Here is a 26,823-nt window from a genome sequence, read left to right on the forward strand (position 1 = left end):
TTAAGAAGGAAAGAAGGACTAAAGTCCTCACTACAAACCGTGTTGTCCTTTCAATCAGGTTCGTAGTAAGGACTTCAGTCCTCTCTCTGACTATTAAGAAGGAAAGAAGGACTAAAGTCCTCACTACAAACCGTGTTGTCCTTTCAATCAGGTTCGTAGTGAGGACTTCAGTCCTCTCTCTGGTTTTTGAGAAAGAAGGACTAAAGTCCTCACTACGAACCGTGTTGTCTGTAGGGTGACATCAAAAAAATTATGCGAGATTAGCTAGTGATAAAATGGAATCTACTAAAAATCGCGATCGACTAAATTCTCACAACCCTCCCCTTGAGAAGTGGTTGCGATTTTTAATTATAGCCGTATTAGCGATCGGCATTTTATTTCGATTTGTCAATCTCGATCGCAAATTCTACTGGATCGACGAAAACTATACTTCCTTAAGAGTTTCCGGCTACACCGAAGCGGAAATTCTCAAAGAAATTTCATACCAGAAAATAACTTCGCCCTCAGATTTACAAAAATACCAGCAGATAAATTCTCAAAAAACTCTCAGCGACACCCTCAATTCCTTAGCAACCGAAGACCCCCAACACCCGCCACTCTATTACATACTAGCGCGATTTTGGGCGCAATGGTTCGGCAGTTCCGTTGCAACAATGAGAAGTTTGGCCGCCGTCATTAGCTTGCTAGTATTTCCCGCCATTTATTGGCTGGCTTGGGAGTTATTTGAATCCTCTGCTGTGGCTTGGATGGCGATCGCAATTTTTGCCATTTCTCCCTACCACATCCTGTTTGCCCAAGAAGCCAGACAGTACAGTTTGTGGACATTAACGACCATTTTATCCAGTGCATCCTTGTTGCGAGCAATGCGCCCGGATGTCAATCAAAATCCAATGTTGCTGGTTTCTCACTGGACACTATACGCAGTCACAGCAGCAATGGGATTGTACACCCACTTGTTATTTATCTGGGTAGCCGCAGCCCACGCAATCTACGTCGCAGTGATTGCCAACTGGCGCGATGTTAAAACATTTATTGCCTATTATGCAGCCGCAATGGTCGCCTTAATTGGCTTCATGCCTTCCCTCGTAAATACTGTCGAAAAATTCAATCAAGTTAGAAGTACCACAGTATGGGCAGAACAGACAAATCTCTTCAGATTAGTCACCAGGTGGGTGGGCGCCGTCAGCATAGGATTTTTTGATATTGGCATTGATGGGACTGCCAACGCCACACAACTAGCCTTGCTAATTCCCGTTGGCATCATGATTCTAGCTTTAGTCGGCTATTCCCTTTATTTTCTATGCCGGCAAACACCAAAACGGGTTTGGTTATTGATATTATTGTTAATTGCCACAACTGCCTTATTTTTGGCAGTACCCGATATACTTAAAGGTGGGAGGCGATCGGCAAATCCGCGATATTTAGTTCCTTGTTATGTGGGAATTCAGCTAGCAGTTGCTTACCTGCTGTCTGCGAAAATTAGCAACAATTTTGATAACTTAAAACCGCAAAGACTGTGGAAAATAGTTATAGTTGCACTGTTTTGTGCAGGCATCATCTCCGGTGGAGTTAGTTCTCAAGCTGATAGTTGGTGGAATAAAGGCAGCGGCTGGCTGCGTGCCGAATTAGAAGTCGCAGCGATTGTCAATCAAGCCAGCAATCCCCTCATCATCAGCGATGCGAACATAGCATACATCATGCCTTTAAGTTATCGCCTGCAACCAAAAGTCAAACTGCTAATCGAACCGCGCTGTTACACTTCTTGCTACGCAAATCGAGAGTTGGCAAGGAAAAAACCCGAACCTCCGAAAGTTCCCGGCGGTTTGGGCGAGTTGTTTTTATACAGGCCTTCCTCAAATTTGCGATCGGCAATTGGGCAACAAAACTATCAAATAGATCCGGTGGGCGGTAATGGCGAACTCAATCTGTGGAAAATTACCAAAAAATAATTTATAGCGGTTCTCAAAAAAGTGAGGTACGTTGTTGGGCTTTAGCCCTCTTATATTTATTATATAGTAAGCGAGGTCGCATAAAAAACTCCATTTATAGTCATACCTCATCTTTCTGATAAAGGCTATAAAAACATTAACGAATCAAAATCTAGTTTCCCGGCAAATACTGCCCAGAAACCTGGTCTTTGGAAGTATGTCGCAAGTATAGTAGAACAGAATTACTTTTCGCGGTAAGCTATAATTTAAGGATCACAAACATAACATCAAAAATCTAAAATGACAGTAACTGAAGCCTCCAATATTCGCAGACTGCTGTGCGATCCAGATTTAGGGCTGATTCCTCATCTAGAAAAATCCCTGAAAGACTTACACTCGTCTGCGATCGCCAACGGAGAGAAATTTAAGGTAGAACCTTACGATATCGAACTCAACAACTGCCACACTCAAAAGCATCCCAACGACCAAAAACCCCTTGTCACTCAGTCAGTGTTAATGAAAATTCCCCTGACTGGGAAAGTTCAAGACAAGATGCACTTATATCTGATCGCTAGTGAGTTGCAGAACCAAATCGATATCAAAATTATCGACTGGAGTGCCTTGGAACGCCGCCAATACGACATTCACGGCATCCCCCTAAAGCAGCCGATTACCAAAATAGATGGCGAGATGAATTACGAGTTAATATTCGATCGACCAGGCTACTGCTGCATCACTCTGTGCCGTCAATTTGACTTGACTTACGCCGCCAATTATTAAGTTTTGAGGTACGTTGTTGCGCTTGAGCGCTCTTATAGCGGTTATCAGAAAGATGAGGTATGTTGTTGGGCTTCAGCCCTCTTGGTTTAAGGGTTATATAAGCTGTCAGTTATACCTCATCTTTTTGAGAAAGGGTATATATATTTAGGCGCTCTGATATATATATTGAAAGAGCGCTGAAGCGCAACTACGTACCTTTGAAAGAGCGCTGAAGCGCAACTACGTACCTTTGAAAGAGCGCTTAAGCGCAACAACGTGCCTTTTTAAACAGATCGACTCGCCGTTTCCGCCAGAATCTGCTTAATTTGAGCAGGAGTCAGACTGGGATTGGCTTGCAACATCAAAGCTATCACCCCGGATACGTGCGGCACTCCCATGGAAGTACCCGCAAAATATCGATAGGGAATCCCCGGTTGAGACAGCGGCACAGTTGAATAAACGTCCCCAGCATCGGCCCTACCGCCGTCGCCGCCCGGAGCGACAAAATAACTAATTGTGTTAGATCCCGCCCGGTTAGAATAATCACCAAACAAGCCGTTGCGGGTAACACCACCGACAGCAATTCCTACCTCATTCGCAAACTTAGCCGGATAATCTACATCCGGGCGAGCTTCATTTCCTGCCGCCGAAATCACCACCACGCCCTTAGCTTCCGCCGCTCGAATCGCGCTCAATTCGCGATCGTTGAACTGTTGACCGCCAAAACTCACATTAATTATTTTCGCACCATTTGCCACCGCGTAATTAATTGCGTTAATTTCATCGCTAATTTTGCCTACTCCTGTGCTATTGAGTATTTTTAAAGGCATAACTTTGGCAGTCGGAGCAGTTCCAGTTATTCCCACTCCATCCTTTTTGGCAGCAACTAAACCCGAGATATGAGTGCCGTGGCCGTTATCATCCATCGGATCGTTATCGTTGTTGGCAAAATCCCATCCCCGCACATCATCTACAAAGCCATTGCCATCATCATCTACGCCGTTGCTAGCTTTATTTCTACCTGCGGCATCAACGCCATTTTCTCCTCCATTGCTCCAAACATTCCCGATTAAATCCGGGTGATTGTAGTCAATGCCGCTGTCGATAACTGCTACGACAATGCCATCTCCAGTCAAACCCTTCGTCCAAACTTCTGGAGCTTTAATTAAGTCTCTGCCCCACTCGTCACCGCCCAAGTCTGGAACATCAGGAAAAGTGGGCACACCTTGAGCTTTAGCAACTGCCGCCGCCGCATTAACTAAACCAAACCCAAAACGAGAGTCAAAACCAGGTGAGTTGCTGGGATTGTCAGGAACAATAGTTGCAGGAGTTGCAGATAAATTTAGGGTAAAATTTGTATTACCTTGATTTTGATAAACTCGGACAAAGTATGTTCCGGCTGCCAAATTTTTGAGATCGATCGACTCTGGCGATAAACCGGATTCTTTAGCAGAAGCAATAATATCGGTAAAGTCAATAGAATTGTCGCCGTTAATATCTTTAATCACAGCCACGTCAACATCGGCACTAAAACCGCTGACAGTTAATTTAAAGTCGTTAGTTGCAGGCAAAGTAAAGCGGTAAAGGTTGTCTGGGCGGGCGTTGCTAACCGAGTCGGCGATGGTTTGATTGCTGCTCAAAACGCCTAAATCTCGGGCTTGGCTGAGTTGGTTACCCAATACGGGATTTGCAGAGATGAACTTACCGCTGAGGTTTTGTGGTGATGTGTTGGCGACTAAGCCTAAAATAGCACCGGATTGGCGAATTTTAATTACTGTATTGGGAGTGCCGGAAACTGTTTCTAAAGTGAGGTCTGCTTCGGTAAGATTGTCAGTTAGTCCGATCGCATCCTCAACACTGTTAAAGTCAGCGATCAAGTCTGCAACCGCCGGATCTGAGACTGGAGAGTTGCTGCGAAGGACAAAGGTATCTGGGCCCAAACCCCCTATCAGCGTATCTTTGCCTCCATCGCCTGTTAAAACGTCACTACCGTTGCCGCCGTTGAGGTTATCGTCTCCCCTACCTCCTTGCAAGGTATCGCTGCCCTTCCCGCCAAACAGGAAGTCATTGCCGGCACCGCCGTTAAGCAAGTCATTCCCGACACCACCGAAGAGAGTATCGGAATTGCCACCGCCGAGGAGTCTGTCGTTACCATTATCACCGCTGAGGCGATCGGCATCCGAGGCACCGACAATAAAATCATTACCTCCGAGGGCAAAAAGTCCGTTAGGATAAGGAGTCAAAAAGCCCGGAGTTAATGCGAAACTATTGGGGCTATCATCTAAAAGATAGGAAAATCCGTCAGGGCTCGGGCCGGGCATAGAAGTTTACTCCTTAGATAAAATCAATCTAAATTTTAGATTCAAAACATGAAATTGTCCTTAAGAAATCTACAATCCCAAATTCATTAATCAGGATCGGAAAATGGGAAAACAACACTTGCATCGAATTCAGAATTTTTTCAACCTAGCGAAAGCGCGTTTCAAGCCTTATTTGCGCTATGCGATTTTGGGCGGCACCTTTTTATTTATTGCCAAAGCTTTTGTAACTCACTGGCAAGAAGTCGCTAATATCCGAATTAGAGCCGAAAGTTTTCCGTTATTGGCGATCGCGGTTGGTGTCACATTACTGTCTCTAATTTTTGTCGGCTGGGTGTGGATGTTGATTTTGCGCGAATTCCGCCAACCTGTCAATGCCGCCTGGGCGATTCAAGTTTTTCTCAAAACTAATATTGCCAAGTATTTACCGGGGAATATTTGGCATTTTTGGGGTCGCATCTCGGACGCCAAAAAGGCAGGGATTGCGCCCAAAGCTGCTACTCTCAGCGTTTTGCTGGAACCGTTGCTGATGGCTTCTGCGGGCGTGCTGGTTGGGTTGATTTGTTTTGAGGGCACCGATAGTTTTTTGCGAATTGTCGGCTGTGCTGCTATTTTAATAGCCATTCATCCGCGAATTTTAAATCCGATCGTCCTATTTGTAGAGCGCTTGAAGTTATCCAAGAACAAGGGCGAAAATTCCGAGGTTGGAGATGCTGGGGGCGATCGACTAATTTCGCCTTTAGAGTCTAGCTCCAATCTAACTAAAAAAATATCTAATGTCAAGCCTGAACGCAAAAATAATTTGCCAATAAAACGCTATCCTTTAGTGCCGTTAATCGGACAAATCTGTTTTATCGGATTGCGGGGCAGCGGTTTTTTGCTAACGGTAATGGCTTTAAATCCGGTGAATTTTATCGATATTCCCAACTTGTTCGGTGCTTTTGGTTTTGCGTTTGTGGTGGGTTTAGTTGTGCCGGGTGCGCCTGGAGGGATGGGAGTATTTGAAGCAACGGCGATCGCCCTCCTGGACGATCGCTTTTCTGTGGGTATAATTTTGAGTGCCGTCGCTTTGTATCGGATTATCAGCATTCTGGCGGATGTTTCCGGTGCTGTTTTGGCGAAAATTGATAGGAGGCGCGATCGATTTCTGTAGGGGCGGTGGATGGTGAATGATATCAATTCAGGTTGCACCGTCAGGATACAGGACACGGCAATGCCGTCTCCTGTATCCAAAATAATATTGTAGGGACACGGCAATGCCGTCTCCTAATTTCTTAGGCTATAATCAAACAAGATTGTACAATGTGGTTTCTGTTTCAACTTAACTATTGAGCGATTTTAGTTTGGGATATCATTATGCTATCAATAATTTATCCTCATATCGAGAAAGTAGCGGGTCAACCCGCACGGTTCCAGCGGATACCCCGCGTGCGGGTTGTTCACATTGTGATGGATTATCTAGCTTACGGTTGGTCAGTGGAAGAAATGTGCCGCCAGCATCCTTATTTGGTGCAGTCGGAGGCTCATGCAGCGATGGCTTATTACTTCGACTTTCAAGCTGAAATTGAGCAGGAGATTCGTGCAGAATGGGAGCAGGTACAACAGGAAAAATCTCTGCTTTCGCCTTCACCATTTTTCGTGAAAATGCGAGCTAAGGGGTTGTTGTAAGTGGCATCGCTTTTAGGTATGAGAAGATTGGGTTGGGATAGAATAAAAACAAAGTCTTTGAGTAAAGTCTATGTCGGCTAGGGATGTTTTCCATGAGTCTGTCAAATCCGCTCTTCTGAAGGATAATTGGGTGATTACCCACGATCCGCTGAAGCTAAAGTTTAGCAAAGACGATCGACTCAGGATTGACTTGGGGGCGGAAAAGCTTCTAGTTGCAGAGCGAGGTTTACAGAAGATTGCAGTCGAGGTTAAAAGCTTTCTGAGTGAATCAGCCATGTTTGATTTCCACTTAGCCCTCGGTCAATTTCTGAATTATCGACTAGCACTCAGGAGTCTGGAGCCAGATCGATCGCTCTATTTGGCAGTTCCGATCGCAGCCTATAATTCATTTTTCTCTCGTGCTTTACCCCAAGCGGCTATCGCTGAGTACGATCTGAAGTTGTTGGTATACGACCCTACTAATGAGGTGATTTTGGAATGGATCGATTAGCTAAATATCGGCAGATTGTTCGCACTTTCCTGATGGAATATAGTAAGACTAAACCCATCAATGGCGACATTGAAGTTCAGGTATTATTTGACACCGAACATGACCATTATCAGATATTAGATTTAGGTTGGGACGGTCACAACCGGATTTATAGTTGCCCGATCCACTTAGACATCCGCAATGAAAAAGTCTGGATTCAACGCAATCAAACTGATGAACTGATTGCTGAGGAGTTAGTGCTGATGGGTGTGGCGCGGGAGGATATTGTTTTGGGACTTCAGCCTCCCTATGCAAGACCATTTACGAGCTATGGAGTTGCTTAGGAATGAAAATTTAATAACCTAGGCGACTATCCCCCCTTCGCCCTTACTGGAAAAAAAATGGGGAAGCAAAGCTGCTTAAGTTATTCAATTTTCATTCCTTAGAGTGTTGCGATCGCCCTTCAGTTATATTGGTTGGTTGAGGGGCGATCGCAAACTACCGCTCCTTTCCATTCAACTCGCTCAAAACTTTTGCCACTGCTGATGCTTGCTCTGGATACAGCCGCGCTAAATATCCACACATTTCATAAGCAGAATCCAAGTAGTAGGCACAAGGAATTAACAAGCGTTTAAAATTTACTCGATCGCCTGTTTCAGCAAACCATGAGGCGATGTCAGGTAAGTGCTTATTATGGTCTGAAATAATCGCCTCTACAGTCGTTACTGCCTCCTCACCTTGTCCTACAATTGCTTGTATTTGAGCAATCCTCTTGTAGGCGTTTTTTTTCATCCTTAATTTTTTCTTTAGCTGCAAGGGCGATATCAAGAGTTGTAACTTGTTCTCCTTTTTTGAACTCCTCCCAGGCGATCGCCCAAAGTGCGCTTATTTTATGCGCTCCATCTTCAATCTCGTTGATAATTTCAATAGCAGTGGGAAATTCCCCTACTTCTGCATATCCTATGGCTATTGTAGATAAATCTTTGTCGCGTTCCCGTTGTTTTTGTGTTTTTGCAGCTTCAAGCAGATCGGCAAAAGCGGCTAAGCCTGCTTCGGTTTCTCCTAATCAATATGAGACTCAACATTCGTCATCGATCGTGTTTAATTATTTGACCATCTCTTGGTATAATTTATAACCAGAAATCAGTCGTTGTCGAAATTTCTTAACTGCTGCGAGGGAATTGGGATATCGGACATATTCCGCCAGCAATTCTATATCTAATGCGCGTTTTTTTGCTTTCATGGCGACGGGAAGGTGACATAATTTCTAAAGCTCCATCTAAATAAGTGACTCGATATGCCGAACTATCCCCATTTCTGGTGAGTAAAGTTTCATATTGCTCCCAGTTAACGCGATCGGTAATATAGCGGCATTCGGAATCTTGGCGTTGGAGTGCTTGTTGGTCAAGTAGAGCATTGAGATCGCTTGTCAACATAGTATTACCTCCTTTAGGTTGTCTTGATTATAATGAGAGTTAATGCGATTAATGTTGTTAAAAACTTTACTTTAAAAAAACCGGATTACCTATTGATTTTTGCAGAATTCTTGTGGTATATTTTAGATAATGGGAATGGTGACTTACATTTTAAAATTGCCACCACTCCCATTATTAAATAATACTTTATTGAATGGTCAAAGTCAAGCGTTTGACCCTAAAAAAAAGGCGATTTTTTTTTTAATTCATGCAACTAAAATTAATCGACGCCCATGACTAATTCGCCGTTCCCCTCAATTACTTCGCCGATCGCAAACGCACCAATTCCCTGAGACTCAAACCACTTCACAGCCTGCTCAACTTCCCGGCGATCGAGCAACAGCACAAAGCCAATACCCATATTAAAAGTATTGAACATATCGGCAGTCGCCACAGAGCCAGCCTCAGCAATCCAGTCAAAAATTGGCAAACTCGGCCAGCTATTGCAGTCAATTTTCACAGATTGATCTGCTGCCAAACAGCGGGGCAAATTTTCCGGCAAACCGCCGCCAGTAATGTGAGCCATGCCGTGAATTTCTAAACCGCTCTTAATGGCTTCGAGGACTGGTTTCACATAAATTGTAGTCGGAGTCAGCAGCACTTCTCCTAAACTTTTTCCGCCTAACTTTTCTGGTTGGGAATTCCAATCAAAACCCAAATCGCCAGCAATTTTTCTCACCAAACTAAAACCATTGCTGTGCACGCCGGAACTAGCCAGCCCCACAGCCACATCTCCCACCCGTACCTGCGAACCGTCGAGCAATTTGCTCTTTTCGACAATACCCACGCAAAAACCAGCCAAATCGTACTCACCGGCTTGGTAAAAACCGGGCATTTCTGCGGTTTCCCCTCCGAGTAAAGCACAGCCCGCTTGCTTGCAACCGTCAGCAATTCCTGTCACCACCCCAGCTAATTGTTCGGAATTTAACTTTCCTGTCGCTAAATAATCGAGAAAAAAGAGGGGCTCGGCGCCGGATGTCAGCACGTCGTTGACGCACATCGCCACCAAGTCGATACCTACCGTGTCGTGTCGATCGAGATCGTGGGCCAATTTCAACTTAGTTCCCACGCCGTCAGTGCCCGAAACCATCACCGGCTCTTTTAAACCCTCCGGAACGCTGAAAAATCCGCTAAATCCGCCGAATCCGCCCAAAACTCCCGATCGGTGGGTACTTTTGACTGTATTCTTGATGCGATCGACAAAAGCTCTGCCCGCCTCAACATCCACACCTGCTGCTCGATAATCCATAAGTCTGCCAAATCGATTTGTACGTTTTAGTTTATTCGGAACCGTCAGTCGATTTTGGATTTTGGATTTTGGATTTTAGATTTTGGATTGGGGATTGGGGATTTTAGACTTCCAGCTAAGCGCCAACGTTGAACGAACCGTGGATCTCGGATCTCGAATAGAGTCTAAAATTTTGGGCTCACAGCAAGTATCCGTTTGGTTGCGAACTCAACCTTAAATACTTGACAAACAGATTTTTTCAGGCTAATCCTTCGGCAACCATAAAATACGCGAATTTTTTGTAAATTTTTGTAAAAATTTCTGGAATCCTGAAAATGGCTGTAACCACTGCAATTAAAGGACTTTATCAGACAGAGTTCTGAGAAAATTTGAGCAATATTGCTCAAATGTATCGAAACAGCGATCCCCAAGCGCAAAAGTTTGTGGTAGTCTGTTGCAGTTCGTTACCAAAACACAAATTGCGGATCGAGTATGAGTTGTCAAAGATCGGGGAAGTTTCAGCCAATTTTTTTTGGGGCTGAAGCATTACAGCAAAAATGCACCCGGATACTTTGCTTTGACTCACGGGGGAATGGCGAAGGGATCGAGAAAAATCCTTGACGCCTGCCGCCAAATGGCCAATCCTCCAATCTCGGTTGGCAATGGCTCTTCACAAAAATGGACGTATGAAGGAAAAATTTGTTGGTGGTTTACTCGCTGTCCTGTTAGTTCCTGTGGTAGGAACGGCATCTTCTTGTCACGCACAAGCGACAGACGCTCTGAAGCCAGACTCTCAGGGTTCCAAGCAGCAAGTAATTGCCACCCAACCGTCCCCGCAGTTAAACGCAACTCGGGTGGAAGCACAAAAAGTTGGACAGTATCAGTACCAAGCAAGAGCTGACATTGACCAAGACTCGATCGTCAAAATTCAGCCCCACGACTTGGACGGGCGACAAGCAGTGACAGTCTACGTGCGAAACATTCCAGTCATCACCTTTCTGAACCCAAGCCAGGAAACCAACACCAAAATTGGAGAAACTGGCGATAGCAAAGCCAGTGGTAGCAGTCAGTTGAAAGTAGCCGGCACAAAAGAAAATCCCAAAGCCGGAAACACTGCCAGCAATTCCACCAATCAAGAACCAGATCCAATGTGGCGGGCATCTAGCTTAGCAGCAAGACTCAACCAGCTAAACCGCAACAACATCGATCCCAACAGCATTACCGTTAAGTGGGAAAAAGGCGATCGCTACATAATCCAGGCAAACGGCGAGGATTTGGTAAGCATCAACGCTCAAAACATCCTCCCCGACACCACGAGCAACTTCAGCCGAGATGCGCTGCAAGTAACCAATCGCCTCCGCCGACTCCTGGGCAACGCCCCTCCCTTAGAAGCAGTCGCAGGCCAACCCCAACCCGAACCAGAAGCCCCCGTGCTATCTTTGGGCCCACTTCAAGTGCGGCTCAGCGGCTGGGCTTCCTGGTACGGCCCCGGATTTGATGGCAACCTCAGCGCCAGCGGCGAGCGTTTCAACCAAAATGCCTTGACTGCTGCACACCGCCACTTGCCCTTCGGCACTCTAGTCATGGTGCGAAATCTTGACAACGGCCGCTCCGTCGTCGTTCGGATTAACGATCGCGGCCCCTACGTGGGCGATCGGCTGATTGACTTGTCTGCCGGCGCAGCCAACGTGCTCGGAATGATGAGCAGCGGCGTTGCGAGAGTGGAAATCCAAGTAATCGAATCCAAACAGTAAACAAGTGTAGGACGGTGAACAGTTGACAGTTGACAGTTGACAGTTGACAGTTGACAGTTGACAGTCACCTCTACTGGGAATGAAGACGATGGGAGTAATGAATAGTCTTGTTTTAATTTCTCCCTATAAGGGTGGAGGCTTTAAACCAATTCTTTCTGAAAAGGCAGCACAATAAATAAGTTATCGGAAGTGTAGAAGGCAGAAAGTAGAATAAAACTGACATCTTGGACTCGTCGAGTCCCGATGCGGGCGAGGCAAGTTGCTAACATCCGTGCAAGATGTCCGATCGAACAAATTCCGACAAACAAAATTCTGCATTCTGCCGAATGCCTTCAGGAGAGTCTACCGGTGCGCCTGTTTACTAGCATTGCAGCACTTCGCTGCTACTTAAATTCACAAAAGTCTGCTGCACCTCACGTGACAGTCGGTTTGGTGCCGACGATGGGAGCTTTGCACGCCGGACATCTCAGCTTGATCCAGCGGGCAAGACAAGACAATGCGATCGTCCTTGTCAGCATTTTTGTCAACCCGCTGCAATTTGGCCCGACAGAAGATTTTCAAGATTATCCCCGAAATTTGGATCGAGACCGGCTGCTGTGCGAACAAGCTGGCGTTGATGCCATTTTTGCTCCCCCAGCCACAGAAATGTTTGGGAATCCAGGGGGCGATCGCGCAGCAACCGACAAAACCGTCCAAACACAAATTCAAGTTTCATCCTTAACTCAAGTAGTGCCGCCACCGGCGATGACATCGGTGTTGTGCGGCAAGTCTCGGCCCGGTCATTTTCAAGGCGTCGCGACAATTGTTACCAAACTTTTGAGTTTGGTGCAGCCGACAAAAGCTTATTTTGGTCAGAAAGACGCCCAGCAGCTAGCAATTATCCGCCAACTGGCCTGGGATTTTAACTTGCCTGTAGAGATTGTTGCTTGCCCGATCGTCCGCGAAGAATCAGGACTAGCAATGAGTTCTCGAAATCAGTATTTAACAACAGAGCAAAAACAGCAATCCTGCGCCCTCTTCCGCGCGCTGCAACAAGCCTCAAAAACTTTTGCTTCAGGCGACCGCACTTCGGTCGCCACACTCGCTGCCGCCCGCGCAGAAGTGGCAAGAGAACCAGAAGTTAAGCTCGAATACGCCGAACTCGTCGATCCCGATACTCTGATGCCGTTGGAGGTGGTGGAAACAGCGGGACTTTTAGCCGTAGCAGCCAGAGTCGGCTCTACTCGGTTGATTGACAATATAATTCTGAGGAACCGCAGGCCAATTGTGGCGATCGACGGCCCGGCGGGCGCTGGCAAATCTACCGTAACTCGCCAAGCAGCAAAAGCTTTGGGCTTGTTTTATCTCGATACCGGCGCGATGTACCGGGCGCTGACTTGGCTGGCTTTGAAAACAAACACGCCGATGTCCGACGAATGTGCGATCGCCGAATTAATTAGTTACAGCTATTTGGAATACAATCTCGATCCGGCATCTTTTATGCTGAAGATTAACGGCGAAGACATAACCCAGGAAATTCGCAGTTTGGAAGTGACATCTCGCGTCTCGGAAATGGCGGCAATTCCCGCTGTGCGCCAGTTTCTAGTAGATGAACAGCGGCGCTGCGGTACAAAAGGTGGGATTGTGGCAGAAGGCCGCGATATAGGAACTAATGTTTTTCCCGATGCGGAATTGAAGATTTATTTGACGGCTTCGGTACAAGAGCGATCGCGCCGGCGGATGTTAGAACTTAAAGACGCCGATCGGGCTAATATTAGTTTGACCCAGTTAGAACAAGACATCGCTCTGCGGGACTCCAAGGACAGCACTCGCCCGATCGCACCTTTACGGAAAGCTGCTGATGCTGTGGAAATTCAAACAGATAATCTGACTGTTGACGAAGTTATCGATCGGATTGTCGGCTTGTATCAAGAGAGAACCGGCCCTAAAAGTTAATTTGAAGGCGCTGGGGCGGTTGACAGTTGACAGTTGACAGTTGACAGTTGACAGCTAACAGTTGACCGAAGAAGAGCGACCTCTACCATTAAGTCCGAGGATTGGAGTAATGAATAGTCGGATTTTAATTTCTCCCTCAAAGACTTGGGGCTTTCAACCAATTCTTTCTGGTAACTACCTTCCGGAAGATTGCCACTATTCCCCGTTTTGATCGGTTAGGGGAACTCTCGCTGAAAATTCTTAAACTTGTTAATCCTGCCGAGTGCATCTGTGTTTTGCTTTTAATGCCGTGCGAGTAGATATTGTAGGGTGCGTCAGCGAGGAGCCGAATTTTTTGGTGGGGGAGCCAGAAGTGGCTGACGCACCCTACTACAAATGTGACTGTCAAAAGAAATGTTTTTTTGCAAAAATGAGATGCTCCCATCCTGCCGGACTTCCCCGCGATCGGTTAGTTGGAGTAACATTGCTAGGGACAATCTGATTTAAGATTATCCTCTAAGGTGAACTAACTAATATCAACATAAAATCTAGAATTAATTGTCGAAGGTGTGAAGGAGATTAATGACGTGACAAATATCAAACGGCTTTTGAGGCGGCGAAAAAAATTAATCGTTGCTTTTCTGGCTGCTGCGGGCAGTTTTTTGCTGGGTGTAACGTTGCCGATGAACTTGCGCGCCAATCAACCAGCGCCACCGAGACAGCCACAAGTCTTGGCAGTATCCTCGCCAGAACCAAAACTGATATCTAATGTTAGTGGAATCGCAGGAGCGATCGCCCATCGAGTTGAAGTTTCCCAACAAGCCCTAGCTCAACAGCAGGAAACTCGTTTTCAATCATCCCTACCATCCCAGTTTAAAGGTACCATGCTGCGTCAGGCAAAACTGGACGAACAGCACAAGGCGATCGCCCTGACATTTGACGACGGGCCCTGGCCGACAACTACTAGACAAATCCTAGAGATTCTGAAGAAAAACAATATTAAGGCTACATTTTTTTGGGTAGGAAGATACCTGCAAACATATCCCGAACTTGGCAAACAAGTTGCGTCAGCCGGTCACGCGATCGGCAACCACACTTGGAACCACCAATACATTAAGTATAACGAAGACGGTGCGGCTCGCGAGATCGATCGCACGTCATCATTAATTGAGGAAGTAACAGGCGTCAAAACATCAATGTTCCGGCCGCCAGGAGGCATTTTAAATAATGGATTGGCAGCTTACGCACAGAAGAAAAATTATGCAGTTATCATGTGGTCTGCTGATTCTTTAGATTGGCGGACTGCGACGCAATCCTTGATGGACAACGTGATGCGGCAGGCAAATTCTGGTGGCATTGTGTTGATGCACGACGGTGGCGGCAATCGTTCGAGAACTGTGCAAGCTTTGCCGGATATTATTGCTAAACTCAGAAAGGAAGGGTACAAATTTGTAACAGTTCCAGAGTTATTGCGGATGCAAGAACAAGTTTTAAATAAGCAGGAGACAGCACAAAAATAAAAACATGGGATAGTGGAATTAATCACCATTTTTCCATTTTTGACAAATCGATATATCCATCACAATTAAATAACCTTAGTTCTCATAGAAGAAAGGACTAAAGTCCTCACTACAAACCTACTGATATGTTCGTAGTGAGGACTTTACCCCTCATAGAAGAAAGGACTAAAGTCCTCACTACAAACCTACTGATATGTTCGTAGTGAGGACTTTACCCCTCATAGAAGAAAGGACTAAAGTCCTCACTACAAACCTACTGATATGTTCGTAGTGAGGACTTTACCCCTCATAGAAGAAAGGACTAAAGTCCTCACTACAAACCTACTGATATGTTCGTAGTGAGGACTTTACCCCTCATAGAAGAAAGGACTAAAGTCCTCACTACAAACCTACTGATATGTTCGTAGTGAGGACTTTACCCCTCATAGAAGAAAGGACTAAAGTCCTCACTACAAACCTACTGCGCCCGGTTACTATATGGTTCTTGATTGCTTTAATTCCATTTCCCTTTTTCGTTATTCCTTATTCCCCTGCACAAATCGATCGACAGTCGCTATGCTGTTGTAATAGAGCACCAGTCCGATCGCACTTGTCGATCGCGTATCAGCCATGACCCAACGTCTCAGTGCGACAGGCATACCCCCCGCCTTCCCCGATCACACTCAACTCCCAGAATCTGACGGTACTTTTGTGAAAAATTTCCAAGAGCATCCCCAGAGCATTTTGCTCACGGACTCCCTAGAAAGCACGCTGCAAACTCTTCATCCTGACGGACAATATGCGATCGGGCAAGATTGTGGCATCTACTGGCGCGAAACCGACCCACCAGAAAAGGGTGCCGAAGCGCCTGACTGGTTCTACGTCCCTAACGTTGGGCCCCTCGTGGACGGCGAAATTCGTCGCTCTTACGTGATTTGGCGCGAGTATATGGTGCCAATAATTGCGATCGAGTTTGCCAGTGGAAATGGTTCTGAAGAGCGAGACAATACGCCTTTATCTCGTTTACCAGAAGGCACTACTCAGAAACCAGGGAAATTTTGGGTATACGAACAGATTATCCGCATTCCCTACTACGCCATCTATGTAATTAAAACTAGCCAACTCGAAGTTTACAATTGGGTGAACGGCTGCTATCAGCGATTGGAACCGAACGATCGCGGACATTACCCGATCGACCGCATGGGTGTAGAGTTAGGCCTATGGGAAGGCAGCTATCAAAATCAGACACAGCGGTGGTTGCGTTGGTGGGATAACGAAGGAAATTTGTTGCTGACGGGGAGCGAGCAAGCTCGACTCGAACGCCTCCATACCGAACAGGAACGACAGCGGGCTGAAGTTGAAAGTCAGCGGGCTGAAGCTGAAAGTCAGCGGGCCGAGCGCGCTGAGCAAACACAACGAGATGCGATTCCCCAACTGCTGGGAATGGGTTTGACTGTCGAACAAGTTGCCCAAGCGCTTTCGCTGTCAGTCGAGGATGTGCAGCGTTTGGGATAAAGCTCTGCTTCTTTGTCCTTACTATTAGATCTCTGGCATAATTGTTGTGGAACAGGCAGGATGCCTGTTCTTGACTGTATTTTTTGCCAGAAGTCTATGGCAACAACTTCTCCATAAATACAAGACATGAACTATCGTTGTATCTATCAATTGGATAAAAGCCCAGCTTCCTATAAAATTTGAGTGCCTCTGGTTGTCGCTCTTCGTTTGCTAAGTCAAGCCTAATCTTTCCATAACCTGCTGCGAGTGCGAAATCAAAGAGTATTTGAGCCATTTTCGAGCCTAATCCCTGTCCTCGATACTGTTTGAGAAACCACATCCGCTTGAGTTCGCAGATTTCACGATCGAGTTTTCGGATTGCTCCGGTGCCTACAACCTTTTCGCGATCGACCAATACCAAAAATGTGCCGTTATTGTCGAAATAGTGCGATCGCACATTGTCAATATCAGACATGGAATCGTAGCGACTCAACTCATCCTCGGTTAATACGCCCTGCCAAATTTCTAGAGATACCGCCTTAACTACTTGCTTAGCTTGTTCAATTTGATGCTGCCCGATTCGTTTAATCTCAACCATTTGCTTTGCTGTAAATCTTCACTAAGCTGTCGCATACTTAAATTGTATGTTTAGGGCGGGCGAGACGCCCACCCCACAGGACTTTTGTTAAACTTTACCCTACAAGTTAAATGCACTTGGGCTTACGAATTCACACTGAAATCTAAGGGCAAATCTTGCAACTGAGAATCAACCCAAACAGCCGCAGCAACTCCCGATCGCAAAGCAGCTTCAATTTGACCTTCCCCGCACAAATCCCCCGCACACACCAACGGCAAAGTTTCTTGGGCTACCAAACAAGAAACAGGTAAAGGATTCCGACAAAAAGCATAGCGCCAGCGGTGAACCTGCAACCATTCCGGCTGATTCAGCCAAGGGATTAGATGTTCGGAAGCCCGATCGAGCAATTGCTGTCCTACGGTTGGCAAATCAACTGATTCGAGATGGCGATCGGCAAAATCACCGCTACTGTGAACCACAAACACCGGCTGCTGGGAGTCTAGCCGCTTGCTGCTGTCCAAACCAATCCAACCTAAATCAGCATCATCGGGAAAAGCAACCGATTTCCACTGCGGATTTAAATTGCTTAAATCTTGCTGTTTTGCAGCAGAATAGCCAGCCATAACTGTAATGCAAGCGTCGTATTCTACAGAGCGCAATTTGTCAAGAAAATCAGAGGACAAACCAAGTTCTGCATCCAAAAACATTAAAGCTTGAGGAGCAGGAATTGCCACCACCACAGCCCTAGCAATTAATTCTTGAGGTAGCTCTAAATTGTCGTCGGTAACTTCCAGAGCAAGATGCCACATTTCACTCTCAGTACGAGAAATCGCTTTGACTCGGCGGCCGTACCAAACGTCTAAACCCTCTGCGATATATTTACCGACAGCATTCATCCCAGCAGGTGCGACATAACAAGAACTAGGGATAGATAATATTTCTCCTTGTCGGAATTCTCCCACGCTATCCGTCCAGAGTTGCAAGATCTGGCGATCGACCAAAACATCAATTAACGCCTGCACTGCATCCCCCTGCGGCTCCAAATAGCGGGCCCCGTGATCGGCCCTCGTGCCATGTACGCGGCGAGTAGCGACTCGTCCGCCGGGGCCGCGAGATTTCTCAACAACCGCCACAGAATAGCCAGCCAGACGCAACTGTCGAGCACAAATCAGCCCCGCCATCCCCGCACCGATCGCCACAACATCGAACATAGTTAAACTGTCAGGTATTTTTGATTTACCAATCAGCATAAAGGCTGCGGGTCAAAAGATGCTCTGCACCACAAACATAAAAGCCCAAAGCCGTAGCGGGGCGTAAGCCATCGCCCTCCGCCAGGTAGTAAAATAATCGACAGGTAAGATTAGTTAAAAAAAATGTAGCGATCGGCAACTTCCAAAGCGCGCAACTCAGGGACAATCTAAAATCTAAAATCTACAATCTAAAATGGTATACGGGAGGGCAAAATCTTGGACGAACTCAGAGCAGCACTAGAATTGACAACAGAAGAAGAATTGCAGCAACTAACCGAACTTCTGTTCAGTCGCAAGTTTAACCCTTTAGATTACGTGCAAACTCCCGCACCCATAGACGTACAAAGTCGCGATCGCGAAGCATGGCTAGACGCCGTAGAACAAAGGTTTCGCTACCTTGCAGCCGACGGGTTGACGGTACTGAGAGGGCGAACCGAACAAGTAACTTACAGACAAGCACTAATTCAAGTTTGCCGCTATCTCAAAATCCCTTATCCCAAACAGTTGTCAACCACCGACTTAGAGGCAGAAGTATTTCTGCATTTAATGGGCCGCACCTGGAAGCGTTTACCCAAAGACGAACAGCAAGCCCTGACAGTCCGCGTACAGCGAGCAATTGTCGATGCTAAACTTTCTGAACCGTTGCCAATTTCTGCTGAAAAAGACCCGCTCGGTTTGCTGTTCAAAGGTGGCAGCGCTTTAGCCGTTAGTTCAATTTTAAAACCCATGTTGCTGAAATTGATGGCCAATCAATTTGCGCTGCACTTTGCTACCTATCAAATGGCCACACAAGCAGCGATCGCAGGGACTGCAACCGCAGCAACCCAGTTTCAAAATTATGTCGCTATTCAGACGGCGCGGCGAGGTATGGCAGTAAGTGCTGCTCGTTACGGTGCAACGCGGAGCGTGTTTTCATTGCTCGGCCCGGTGATGTGGACTTGGTTTTTAGCAGATTTGGGTTGGCGATCGATTTCTACGAACTACGGGCGCATTATCCCGACCATTTTTGCCTTGGCTCAAATTCGCTTAACGCGATCGGAATGCGTTTGGGAACTAGCATAGCGATGTTGGATTTTGGATGGAAGAATTGAATAATTGGGAGTTGGGGTGAATATCAAAAAAATGTGGAAATTAGCTGCAAAACAGACAGCCAAAAATCTCAATTCTCACCTGCAAAAACATCCCGATCGCCGCCTGCAAATCCCTTGGAATTTCGCTCAAATCGGAATTCTAATTTTTCCGACAATTCCGATTTTGGGAGCTTTAGGAATATTCCTGGGATTGGCCGGCACCTGTCAGCAAAAGTTCCGGCAAATCTGCCGCAGCCCGCTGAATCGAGGATTCGCAATTTTGAGTGTGCTGCTAGTCATCACGACGATTTTTGCCAACAACCGCATCGAGGCTGTTTTAGGCCTGTGCAATTTTTGGCCATTCTTTATATTGTTTGCTGCTTTCAGCAGTTTAATTCAAACTCCGGCTCAGTTGCGACAGTTGTCTTGGATAATAGCAATTAGTGCAATTCCCGTAATAATTTTGGGTTTGGGACAGCAATTTTTAGGTTGGAGCGGCATCGATCAATTGCAGCCTGTTTTTGGCTGGGTACTGGAACCAAAAGGCAATCCCCCCGGCCGCATGGCTTCTGTATTCATGTACGCTAATATTTTAGCCTGCTATTTAACAATTGCTTTTATTTTAACACTCGGATTGTGGATGGAAGAAGGAAGAAGGAAGAAGGAAGAAGGAAGAGGGAAGAAGGAAGAAGGAAGAAGGAAGAAGGAAGAAGGAAGAAGGAAGAAGGGAGACGGGGAAACGGGGAGATTGGAAGACGGGGAGACGGGGAGATTGGGAAAATTGCCCAATGCCCAATTCCCAATGCCCAATTCCCAATGCCCAATTCCCAATGCCCAATTCCTATTTTTAAGTTTTGGAGTAGCAGGAAATGCTGTTTGTTTGATTTTCACTAATTCTCGGAATGCTTGGGGATTGGCAGTTTTGGCAGTTTTGGCTTTTGCATTTTATGCGGGTTATAAAAAAATATTAGCTGCGGTTTTTAGTGCGGTGGGTGCAGTGTTTTTGTCGGCGTTTGGCCCGGAACCGCTGCGGCAATATTTACGAATAATTATCCCGGCTTTTTTCTGGGCGAGACTCACGGATGAAATGTTTCCAAATCGCCCGACTGCTACTTTGAGAACTACTCAATGGGAATTTGCTTGGTCGATGGCTCAGCAGCGTCCTTGGACTGGTTGGGGACTGCGAAATTTTACGCCTCTCTATCAAGATAGAATGCACGAATGGCTGGGTCATCCTCACAGTTTGATGTTGATGTTGGCTGCGGAAACGGGATTGCCGACAACGCTTTTGTTATTTGGTTTAGTTGGCTGGGTTTTGGCTAGAGGTGTTTTGCTGTTGGCGAATTGGCAGGTTTCTGCTGTGGATATTAAACTGGAGCAAATAGCAACTCTCGAAGTACCAGAAAATAATTTAGTTCTGGATCAAAGTTCAATGTCTACCAGCACTAATCAGGTGATTTGTCAAGATGTCGCAAATGCCGATCGCCTAATTTTCTTCAGTTATTTATTAGCCTTCGCTGCGTGTACGCTGTTTAACACTGTAGACGTGACGCTGTTTGATTTGCGGGTTAATACGATAAGTTGGGTGCTGTTGGCGGCTATTTGCGGAATAGGGAATCGGGCATCGGGCATCGGGCATGAGTAATTATATCATGTCCGATCGAACGCTCTCGGAGTTTGTAGTGAGGACTTTAGTCCTTCTATGGATGCGGACTAAAGTCCTCACTACGAACCTTTTTTATTATGGTAATCGACCGGGCTTGATATTATTGGTTGTTGGTTATTAGAGCGAACAACTAATAACTAATAACTAATAACTAATGACTAATGACTAATGACAACTGTCAACTGTCAATTATTATTCCACCGTCACCGACTTCGCCAAATTCCGCGGCTGATCCACATCCAAACCTCGACGCGCGGCAATGTGATAAGCCAACAATTGCAGCGGAATTACTGTCACAATCGGTGACAACAATTCATCCACCAAAGGCACCGGCAAAACGTGGTCAAAAATATCAGCTTCCGCCGCGCCTTGCTTTGGCGTAACGCCAATTAAACGGGCGTCGCGGGCCTTGGCTTCCTGAGCGTTGGAAAGGACTTTTTCGTAGACGCTTCCGGGCATTGCGATCGCCACTACAGGCACTTTAGCATCCAAAAGGGCGATCGGGCCGTGTTTCATCTCTCCCGCCGGATATCCTTCAGCGTGAATGTAGCTAATTTCCTTCAGTTTCAGCGCCCCTTCCAAAGCAATCGGAAAGTTAATTCCCCGCCCTAAAAAGATAAAATCTTGGGTTTCAGTAAACTGGTGCGATAATTCCTCCACATACTGTTCTTGAATCTCCAAAAACTTCTCGATTTGGGCTGGTAACTGGCGCAAACCAGTAATAATTTCTGCCAATCTCTCGTTACTTATAGTTTGCCGCTGGTGCGCCAAATCCAAAGCTAAGAAATAGAAAGCCATCAACTGAGTTACAAAAGTTTTAGTTGCGGCAACGCCAACTTCTATCCCAGCGTGGGTGTGGATAATGTGCGGCATCATGTGGGCGATCGAGCTTTCAGTCCTGTTAGTAATGCCCAACATTCGCGATCGAAATTTATCGGTAAAAGCCGCGCGACGCTGCTGTTCCATCCCCAAAGCAGCCAGCGTGTCCGCCGTTTCTCCCGACTGAGTTACCCCAATAATTAAAGTATTTGCTGTCAGCGGTGCGGGCGCGTAACGGTACTCAGAAGCGTACTGCACAGCCGTGGGAATATTAGCTAACTGTTCCAACAAATATTTGCCAATTAGCGATGCGTGCCAGCTCGTTCCGCAGGCGAGAATGGAAATTTGTTCGACATCGGCGCAAAGTTCTTTCGGCAAGTTGAGATTGATTGGAGAGCCTGGATTTCCGGGCTGCCAATCGCTGTCTAAATAAGTCTCCAAACAAGCTCGAACGACTGCCGGCTGTTCGTAAATTTCCTTGTGCATGAAGTGCTTGAAGCCCTGTTTCTCGACAGAAACAGGATTCCAGCCGAGTAGGCGCGGAGTTTTTTTCAGCCTTTGCCCTGCAAAGCTGTAAACTTCTACTCCCATCGGAGTTAGTCTTGCCAATTCGCCATTTTCGAGGGACAAAACAGCGCGGGTGTGAGATATTAACGCTGGCGTGTCGGAAGCACAGAAAAATTCACCTGCACCAAAGCCAATCACCAAAGGAGCTTGCTGTCTGGCGACAATTATTTCGTCTGGAAAATCTGCACAAATCGCGGCGATCGCAAAAGCTCCTTCTAACCGATTTACCGCCTTTGAAACCACGTCCAAAAACGACAACTCAGTAATTTCCTCTGCTGTTGGATCTTGTCCTTCTTCCTTCTTCCTTCTTCCTTCTTCGTTCTTCGTTCTTCCTTCTTGGAAAATTTCAGCTATTAAATGAGGGATAACTTCTGTATCCGTATCCGAGACAAATTTATGTCCCTTGGCTTTCAATTCTTCGCGCAACTCGCGATAATTTTCGACAATTCCATTTTGAACTACGGCAATTCGCCCGCTATTATCTAGGTGAGGGTGAGCGTTATATTCCTCTGGTTTGCCGTGAGTTGCCCAGCGGGTGTGTCCGATACCGATGGGAGCGGGAGAGTCTATCTCTGCTAGCTTTTCCCGGAGGTTGTGCAATTTGCCTTTTGCTCGGATGCAGGTAATTTTTCCTTCGGAGATGGTGGCGAGGCCTGATGAATCGTAACCCCGGTATTCCAGTTTCTCCAATCCTGATAGCAAAATCTCGCTTGCTGCTTGCGTGCCGATATAACCAACGATTCCGCACATTTAAGGTACTACTCCTGCTTAGCGATCGCGATAAAACCCAATTTTTATCATTTTTACACCAGTTGCAAAAAAGAATGCAACTGTAGGGAAGCTCTCAACCATGATACTCAGTCGATTTTAAATTTGAGATTTTAGATTTGACTTGCAGCTTTGAATTTGGAAGCTGGAACTAAGATCTAAAATTTTGATTCCGATCCTGACGCTCGCGTCGGGGGCTTGCGCCTGTTTGTTGCCGGTCATCGAAAATCCAAAATCCAAAATCCAAAATTGTATTAGCTTCTTCCTGTCGCAGAATGCAGATTCCGCGACAAAAAGAGAGGGGGCAATTTAATCGCCCCCTCTCCTGTGCTCGTAACTCGATCGACAGTTCGATCGATATTTAGTAAGCTAGACCCATACTGCGAGTGGTTTCTGCTCCCAGGTAAACCCGGATGCTCAGAAAATCGGTAGGGCAAGCTGTTTCGCAACGCTTGCAACCTACGCAGTCTTCGGTGCGGGGAGAAGAGGCAATCTGAGCTGCTTTGCAGCCATCCCAGGGCACCATCTCCAAAACGTCAGTCGGACAAGCGCGGACGCATTGAGTGCAGCCGATGCAGGTATCGTAAATTTTGACTGAATGAGACATTGAATAAAGGCTCCCAACGAGTCACTAAAAATTTGCTGGCTCTGCGAATTAACAGATTTGACGGCGAGGTGCCACCGCTATAGCCTGCACAGAGAATCAAAGGCTAGTCTACCGCAGTGCTTGGAAGCACTTCGCGAAAAAGCGACAAAACTTCACAGTCGATCGCACTTGGAGTGCTTTGTAACTAGGTTCGTAGTAAGGACTTTAGTCCTATCCGAGTTAGAAAGGACTGAAGTCCTTACTACGAACTTTTATAAACGACTAAAAGCCTAACTTTTCCAATACGGGCTTTGTGGAAACAATATGTCTGTCGAGTCCTAGTTTTTTCGGCTCGACACCCAAAGCCAAAGCCATCAATTGTGGCAAGTGCAGCACAGGCAAACCCAATTTGCGATCGATGACTTTTTCCACCTCCGGCTGCCGCGAATCCAAATTTAAATGACAAAGCGGACAAGGAGTCACCATGCAATCAGCTCCATTGTCAAGAGCATCTACAATATGTTTGCCCGCCATCTGAAAAGATTGGTTAGTGGCATAACTCGCCAGAGGCCACCCGCAACACTGCGTCCGCCCTCGATAATAAACCGGAGTTGCCCCGATCGCCCGAAACACATTTTCCATCGATTCCGGTTGGTGCGGGTCGTCGTAAACCAAGTTATCCTGAGCTCGCAGCAGGTAACAGCCGTAAAAAGCCGCGCACTTCAAACCCGAAAGCTTTCGAGTGACTCGCTTCTGTACTTCCTCCAAACCGTAATCTGCAACGATCGCCCAGAGGAGATGTTTCACCTCCGTACTGCCTTGGTAGGGGGAACAGCCTTGTTTTTCCAGCAAACCGTTGACTTTTTCGAGGTAAGGTCGATCGGTCTTTTGCGATTCCTTGAGGCGATCGTCCACATGACCGATTACCCCTTGACAAGTGCTGCAATGCGTCAGCAAAGGCAGATTTAGTTGCTCAGCCAAAGCAATATTGCGGGCATTGACAGTATCTTCCAGCAACTGCGAATCTTCCTTGAAAGTGCCAGAACCGCAGCAGGAAGCTTTTTTGAGTTCCACCAGTTCGATGCCCAAGGCTTGAGTCAGCGCTTGAGTAGACAGGTAAAGTTCGCGGGCGGCCCCTTGGGCGACGCAACCGGGAAAGTAAGCATATTTTAGATTTGGGGATGGCATAATTGTTGCTGCTGGGAACACAAGACAAGGGACAAGACAGGAGAGCGATCGCGCGTTGGGATGCTTGCTGAACCTATAGAATCCATAGGTTGGGGGGGGGTTAGGGTTACGGCAATAGATCTCAAATGGGTTCTATACGCTGCCCCCAACACTCCGCTTACCCAGCTTGGAGGGATTAATTGCTCAACGCAACTATTTCGTCATCCATGCACCCCCGACAAGTTGGTAAAACCACCGCCATGCTGGCTTTAGCCAAGCAACTCACCGAGAACTGACAACACAGGGCAGTAATGCTGTCGCTGGAAATTGAGGCATTACAAGACCAAGCTTTGATTTCCATCCTACGCCAACTGCGCGATGGTTATCCCAATCCTCCTCAGGCTTTTCCTCAATTAGAGCACAGTTATTAAGAGATATACGAGTACGAAAAGCAATGTCAGATAATCTCAACCGTTCTTTCACATTGGACGATCGTACACAGGCATCAAATCCTGGAATGCTCCGCGTCAATTATCTTTACTGGCTGCGTTCATTTCCCCATGAACCAGTGAAGCTCCTACTTCCACTCATTTTGGTAGTTGGAGTAGCTTTTTTCATCAACCGCATTTTTGCATCAGCAGTAATTGAAGTTATCCGCCAAGGTCAAAGTTTAAAGAGCTTACCCTTTGCATTGTGTGGTCTTATTATATTTAATGTCTTCTTTTGGTTTGGTATATCACGATTACTAAACCAAATGATATGGCTGGCTAATCATGTGCGCGAACAATTCATTCATGGCTGTGTTAATCCTGGTATTGTTATTGCATCAAAGCCACCTTTAGTTGCAGTATTCACCGATCTTACTACAGGTATAGAACCACACCATGCAATCAAGATTTTGCCTCAACCCCTTCGATGGATGAAGAATGGCATCCCTCCAGTTGGTACAAGACTTGCTACTGTTGCTTTGTATGAACGAAGCACCGAAAAAGCATTCTGGGAGGACTTTCATCCAGTAGTGGTAAACTGTGTAACTGACAATCAAACTGATATAGAAAGAGTCTTTCAGAGTATACCAGAATGGGAATGGCAGCAACTTGAAGTAGGGCTTAATTATATTCAGACAAAGAAACCAGGGCTGTACCCCATACCTTTTGTTCGCTGTGCATTTTGCCACGAGATCGTCTTTCTTCCGCTGTACGCTAGTCACCAGGAGGAACACACAAAACTTCTACCAGATGGTCAAATGACAGACCATATTACTGTTCCTCCTGAACGGCGCTATCAAGGAACTCTTAATAAAGTGCCAGCAACTTACTTTCATGCACTTTTTAAAGTTTCAACAAGAATGCCAGAGGAAATTATCCGTAGCTACTTAGTCAACCCATTTCTATATAGCGAATATACATTTTGTTGTGGATGTAATGATTATATCCTTCGGCAAGATCTTTATTGGTGCGAAACAGGACAATGTTTGATGGATTACTTTCAAGAGCTGCAAGATGAGTACATTCGCGTCCATGGCAATCGTCCACCAAATCTATGATGCTGTTGGCAAAGTCATGCTACATAAATGTTTCTATTTTGTTAGACAATGATTTCACCGAGAAACGAGACGGAAGCCTCTGGCTTTTAGACATGAGGAGGAAGTCGGTAGCGGTTTCAACCGCCTTCAATATTTTTTTTGTATTGGTTGTTTTACAGTCATATTTCAATCTTAAATCAAGAATACTATGCTAATATAAACCAAGGAGGGAAACAGAATGTATGGATGCCAGCAAAATCTAATTAGTCCAGACAAAGACTTAAAAGCAGTCTGAGAATTCTTGTGTAGTGAAGCCTCAAAG

22 protein-coding genes are annotated in these 26,823 nt (G+C 46.2%); 13 read left to right on the forward strand and 9 right to left on the reverse strand.

All coding sequences use genetic code 11. The features are described from left to right. Positions 1-275: 275 nt before the first annotated feature. Together QZW82_RS08685 and QZW82_RS08690 are read left to right on the forward strand one after the other, a co-directional pair. Positions 276-1,949, forward strand: coding sequence for a glycosyltransferase family 39 protein (locus tag QZW82_RS08685; protein ID WP_293147085.1), 1,674 nt, complete (start codon positions 276-278; stop codon positions 1,947-1,949). Positions 1,950-2,228: 279 nt separating this feature from the next. Next, positions 2,229-2,708 carry a hypothetical protein gene (locus QZW82_RS08690; RefSeq protein ID WP_293147087.1) on the forward strand — a complete coding sequence of 160 codons (480 nt, stop codon included), beginning with the start codon at positions 2,229-2,231 and terminating at the stop codon, positions 2,706-2,708. A gap of 263 nt (positions 2,709-2,971) precedes the next feature. On the opposite strand, the gene QZW82_RS08695 is transcribed toward QZW82_RS08690, so the two are convergent. Beyond that, positions 2,972-5,008, reverse strand: coding sequence for a S8 family serine peptidase (locus QZW82_RS08695; protein ID WP_293147089.1), 2,037 nt, complete (start codon positions 5,006-5,008; stop codon positions 2,972-2,974). A gap of 103 nt (positions 5,009-5,111) precedes the next feature. Here QZW82_RS08695 and QZW82_RS08700 point away from each other — a divergent pair, with 103 nt between their 5' ends. The 4 genes from QZW82_RS08700 to QZW82_RS08715 all read left to right on the forward strand — a co-directional run bounded on the left by QZW82_RS08700 (position 5,112) and on the right by QZW82_RS08715 (position 7,486). Continuing rightward, the gene (locus QZW82_RS08700) at positions 5,112-6,158 is read left to right on the forward strand and encodes a UPF0104 family protein (protein WP_293147091.1); all 1,047 of its coding nucleotides are present in this window, start codon (positions 5,112-5,114) and stop codon (positions 6,156-6,158) included. Positions 6,159-6,361: 203 nt separating this feature from the next. After that, the gene (locus QZW82_RS08705) at positions 6,362-6,673 is read left to right on the forward strand and encodes a DUF433 domain-containing protein (RefSeq protein WP_293147093.1); all 312 of its coding nucleotides are present in this window, start codon (positions 6,362-6,364) and stop codon (positions 6,671-6,673) included. A gap of 70 nt (positions 6,674-6,743) precedes the next feature. Continuing rightward, positions 6,744-7,163 (forward strand): element excision factor XisH family protein, encoded by a 420-nt coding sequence (locus tag QZW82_RS08710; RefSeq protein ID WP_293147095.1) that lies wholly within the window; start codon positions 6,744-6,746, stop codon positions 7,161-7,163. Continuing rightward, on the forward strand, positions 7,151-7,486 hold the full coding sequence (locus tag QZW82_RS08715; RefSeq protein ID WP_293147098.1) for a XisI protein: 336 nt from the start codon (positions 7,151-7,153) through the stop codon (positions 7,484-7,486). Before QZW82_RS08710 ends, QZW82_RS08715 begins: the two co-directional genes overlap by 13 nt. Positions 7,487-7,640: 154 nt before the next feature. On the opposite strand, the gene QZW82_RS08720 is transcribed toward QZW82_RS08715, so the two are convergent. From QZW82_RS08720 to purM, 3 genes are all read right to left on the reverse strand, one after another. After that, entirely contained in the window at positions 7,641-7,934 is a 294-nt protein-coding gene (locus QZW82_RS08720; RefSeq protein WP_293147100.1) for a hypothetical protein, read from the reverse strand. A gap of 371 nt (positions 7,935-8,305) precedes the next feature. Beyond that, positions 8,306-8,578 carry a hypothetical protein gene (locus QZW82_RS08725; protein ID WP_293147102.1) on the reverse strand — a complete coding sequence of 91 codons (273 nt, stop codon included), beginning with the start codon at positions 8,576-8,578 and terminating at the stop codon, positions 8,306-8,308. 259 nt (positions 8,579-8,837) lie between these two features. Next, positions 8,838-9,866 carry a phosphoribosylformylglycinamidine cyclo-ligase gene (purM, locus tag QZW82_RS08730; RefSeq protein WP_293147104.1) on the reverse strand — a complete coding sequence of 343 codons (1,029 nt, stop codon included), beginning with the start codon at positions 9,864-9,866 and terminating at the stop codon, positions 8,838-8,840. 665 nt (positions 9,867-10,531) lie between these two features. On the opposite strand from purM, the gene QZW82_RS08735 reads away from it, so the two are divergent. From QZW82_RS08735 to QZW82_RS08750, 4 genes are all read left to right on the forward strand, one after another. Continuing rightward, the gene (locus QZW82_RS08735; protein ID WP_293147106.1) at positions 10,532-11,599 is read left to right on the forward strand and encodes a septal ring lytic transglycosylase RlpA family protein; all 1,068 of its coding nucleotides are present in this window, start codon (positions 10,532-10,534) and stop codon (positions 11,597-11,599) included. 348 nt (positions 11,600-11,947) lie between these two features. Then, on the forward strand, positions 11,948-13,534 hold the full coding sequence (locus QZW82_RS08740) for a bifunctional pantoate--beta-alanine ligase/(d)CMP kinase (protein ID WP_293147127.1): 1,587 nt from the start codon (positions 11,948-11,950) through the stop codon (positions 13,532-13,534). Positions 13,535-14,100: 566 nt separating this feature from the next. Next, positions 14,101-15,033, forward strand: coding sequence for a polysaccharide deacetylase family protein (locus QZW82_RS08745; RefSeq protein ID WP_293147108.1), 933 nt, complete (start codon positions 14,101-14,103; stop codon positions 15,031-15,033). A gap of 609 nt (positions 15,034-15,642) precedes the next feature. Beyond that, the gene (locus tag QZW82_RS08750) at positions 15,643-16,527 is read left to right on the forward strand and encodes a Uma2 family endonuclease (RefSeq protein WP_293147110.1); all 885 of its coding nucleotides are present in this window, start codon (positions 15,643-15,645) and stop codon (positions 16,525-16,527) included. Between the two features lie 94 nt (positions 16,528-16,621). On the opposite strand, the gene QZW82_RS08755 is transcribed toward QZW82_RS08750, so the two are convergent. Together QZW82_RS08755 and QZW82_RS08760 are read right to left on the reverse strand one after the other, a co-directional pair. Continuing rightward, complete coding sequence (locus QZW82_RS08755) at positions 16,622-17,104, reverse strand: GNAT family N-acetyltransferase (RefSeq protein WP_293147112.1); 483 nt, start codon at positions 17,102-17,104, stop codon at positions 16,622-16,624. Positions 17,105-17,226: 122 nt separating this feature from the next. After that, positions 17,227-18,294, reverse strand: coding sequence for an FAD-dependent oxidoreductase (locus QZW82_RS08760; RefSeq protein ID WP_293147128.1), 1,068 nt, complete (start codon positions 18,292-18,294; stop codon positions 17,227-17,229). A 255-nt stretch (positions 18,295-18,549) separates the two neighbouring features. Here QZW82_RS08760 and QZW82_RS08765 point away from each other — a divergent pair, with 255 nt between their 5' ends. Next, complete coding sequence (locus QZW82_RS08765) at positions 18,550-19,395, forward strand: YaaW family protein (RefSeq protein WP_293147114.1); 846 nt, start codon at positions 18,550-18,552, stop codon at positions 19,393-19,395. Positions 19,396-19,440: 45 nt separating this feature from the next. Further along, positions 19,441-21,048, forward strand: coding sequence for an O-antigen ligase family protein (locus tag QZW82_RS08770; protein ID WP_293147116.1), 1,608 nt, complete (start codon positions 19,441-19,443; stop codon positions 21,046-21,048). Between the two features lie 213 nt (positions 21,049-21,261). Here QZW82_RS08770 and glmS read toward each other — a convergent pair whose 3' ends face one another. From glmS to QZW82_RS08785, 3 genes are all read right to left on the reverse strand, one after another. Then, positions 21,262-23,205: a glutamine--fructose-6-phosphate transaminase (isomerizing) gene (gene glmS / locus QZW82_RS08775; protein WP_293147117.1), complete on the reverse strand. Its 1,944-nt coding sequence runs from the start codon at positions 23,203-23,205 to the stop codon at positions 21,262-21,264. Positions 23,206-23,584: 379 nt separating this feature from the next. After that, positions 23,585-23,830: a photosystem I iron-sulfur center protein PsaC gene (gene psaC / locus QZW82_RS08780; RefSeq protein ID WP_015175986.1), complete on the reverse strand. Its 246-nt coding sequence runs from the start codon at positions 23,828-23,830 to the stop codon at positions 23,585-23,587. Positions 23,831-24,091: 261 nt separating this feature from the next. Further along, entirely contained in the window at positions 24,092-24,997 is a 906-nt protein-coding gene (locus QZW82_RS08785; protein ID WP_293147118.1) for a CoB--CoM heterodisulfide reductase iron-sulfur subunit B family protein, read from the reverse strand. A 433-nt stretch (positions 24,998-25,430) separates the two neighbouring features. Here QZW82_RS08785 and QZW82_RS08790 point away from each other — a divergent pair, with 433 nt between their 5' ends. Next, on the forward strand, positions 25,431-26,522 hold the full coding sequence (locus QZW82_RS08790) for a DUF3239 domain-containing protein (protein ID WP_293147119.1): 1,092 nt from the start codon (positions 25,431-25,433) through the stop codon (positions 26,520-26,522). Positions 26,523-26,823 lie beyond the last annotated feature (301 nt).

Origin of the sequence: Microcoleus sp. bin48.metabat.b7b8b9.023 (assembly GCF_013299185.1) — a bacterium.
Classification (GTDB): Bacteria; Cyanobacteriota; Cyanobacteriia; order Cyanobacteriales; family Microcoleaceae; genus Microcoleus.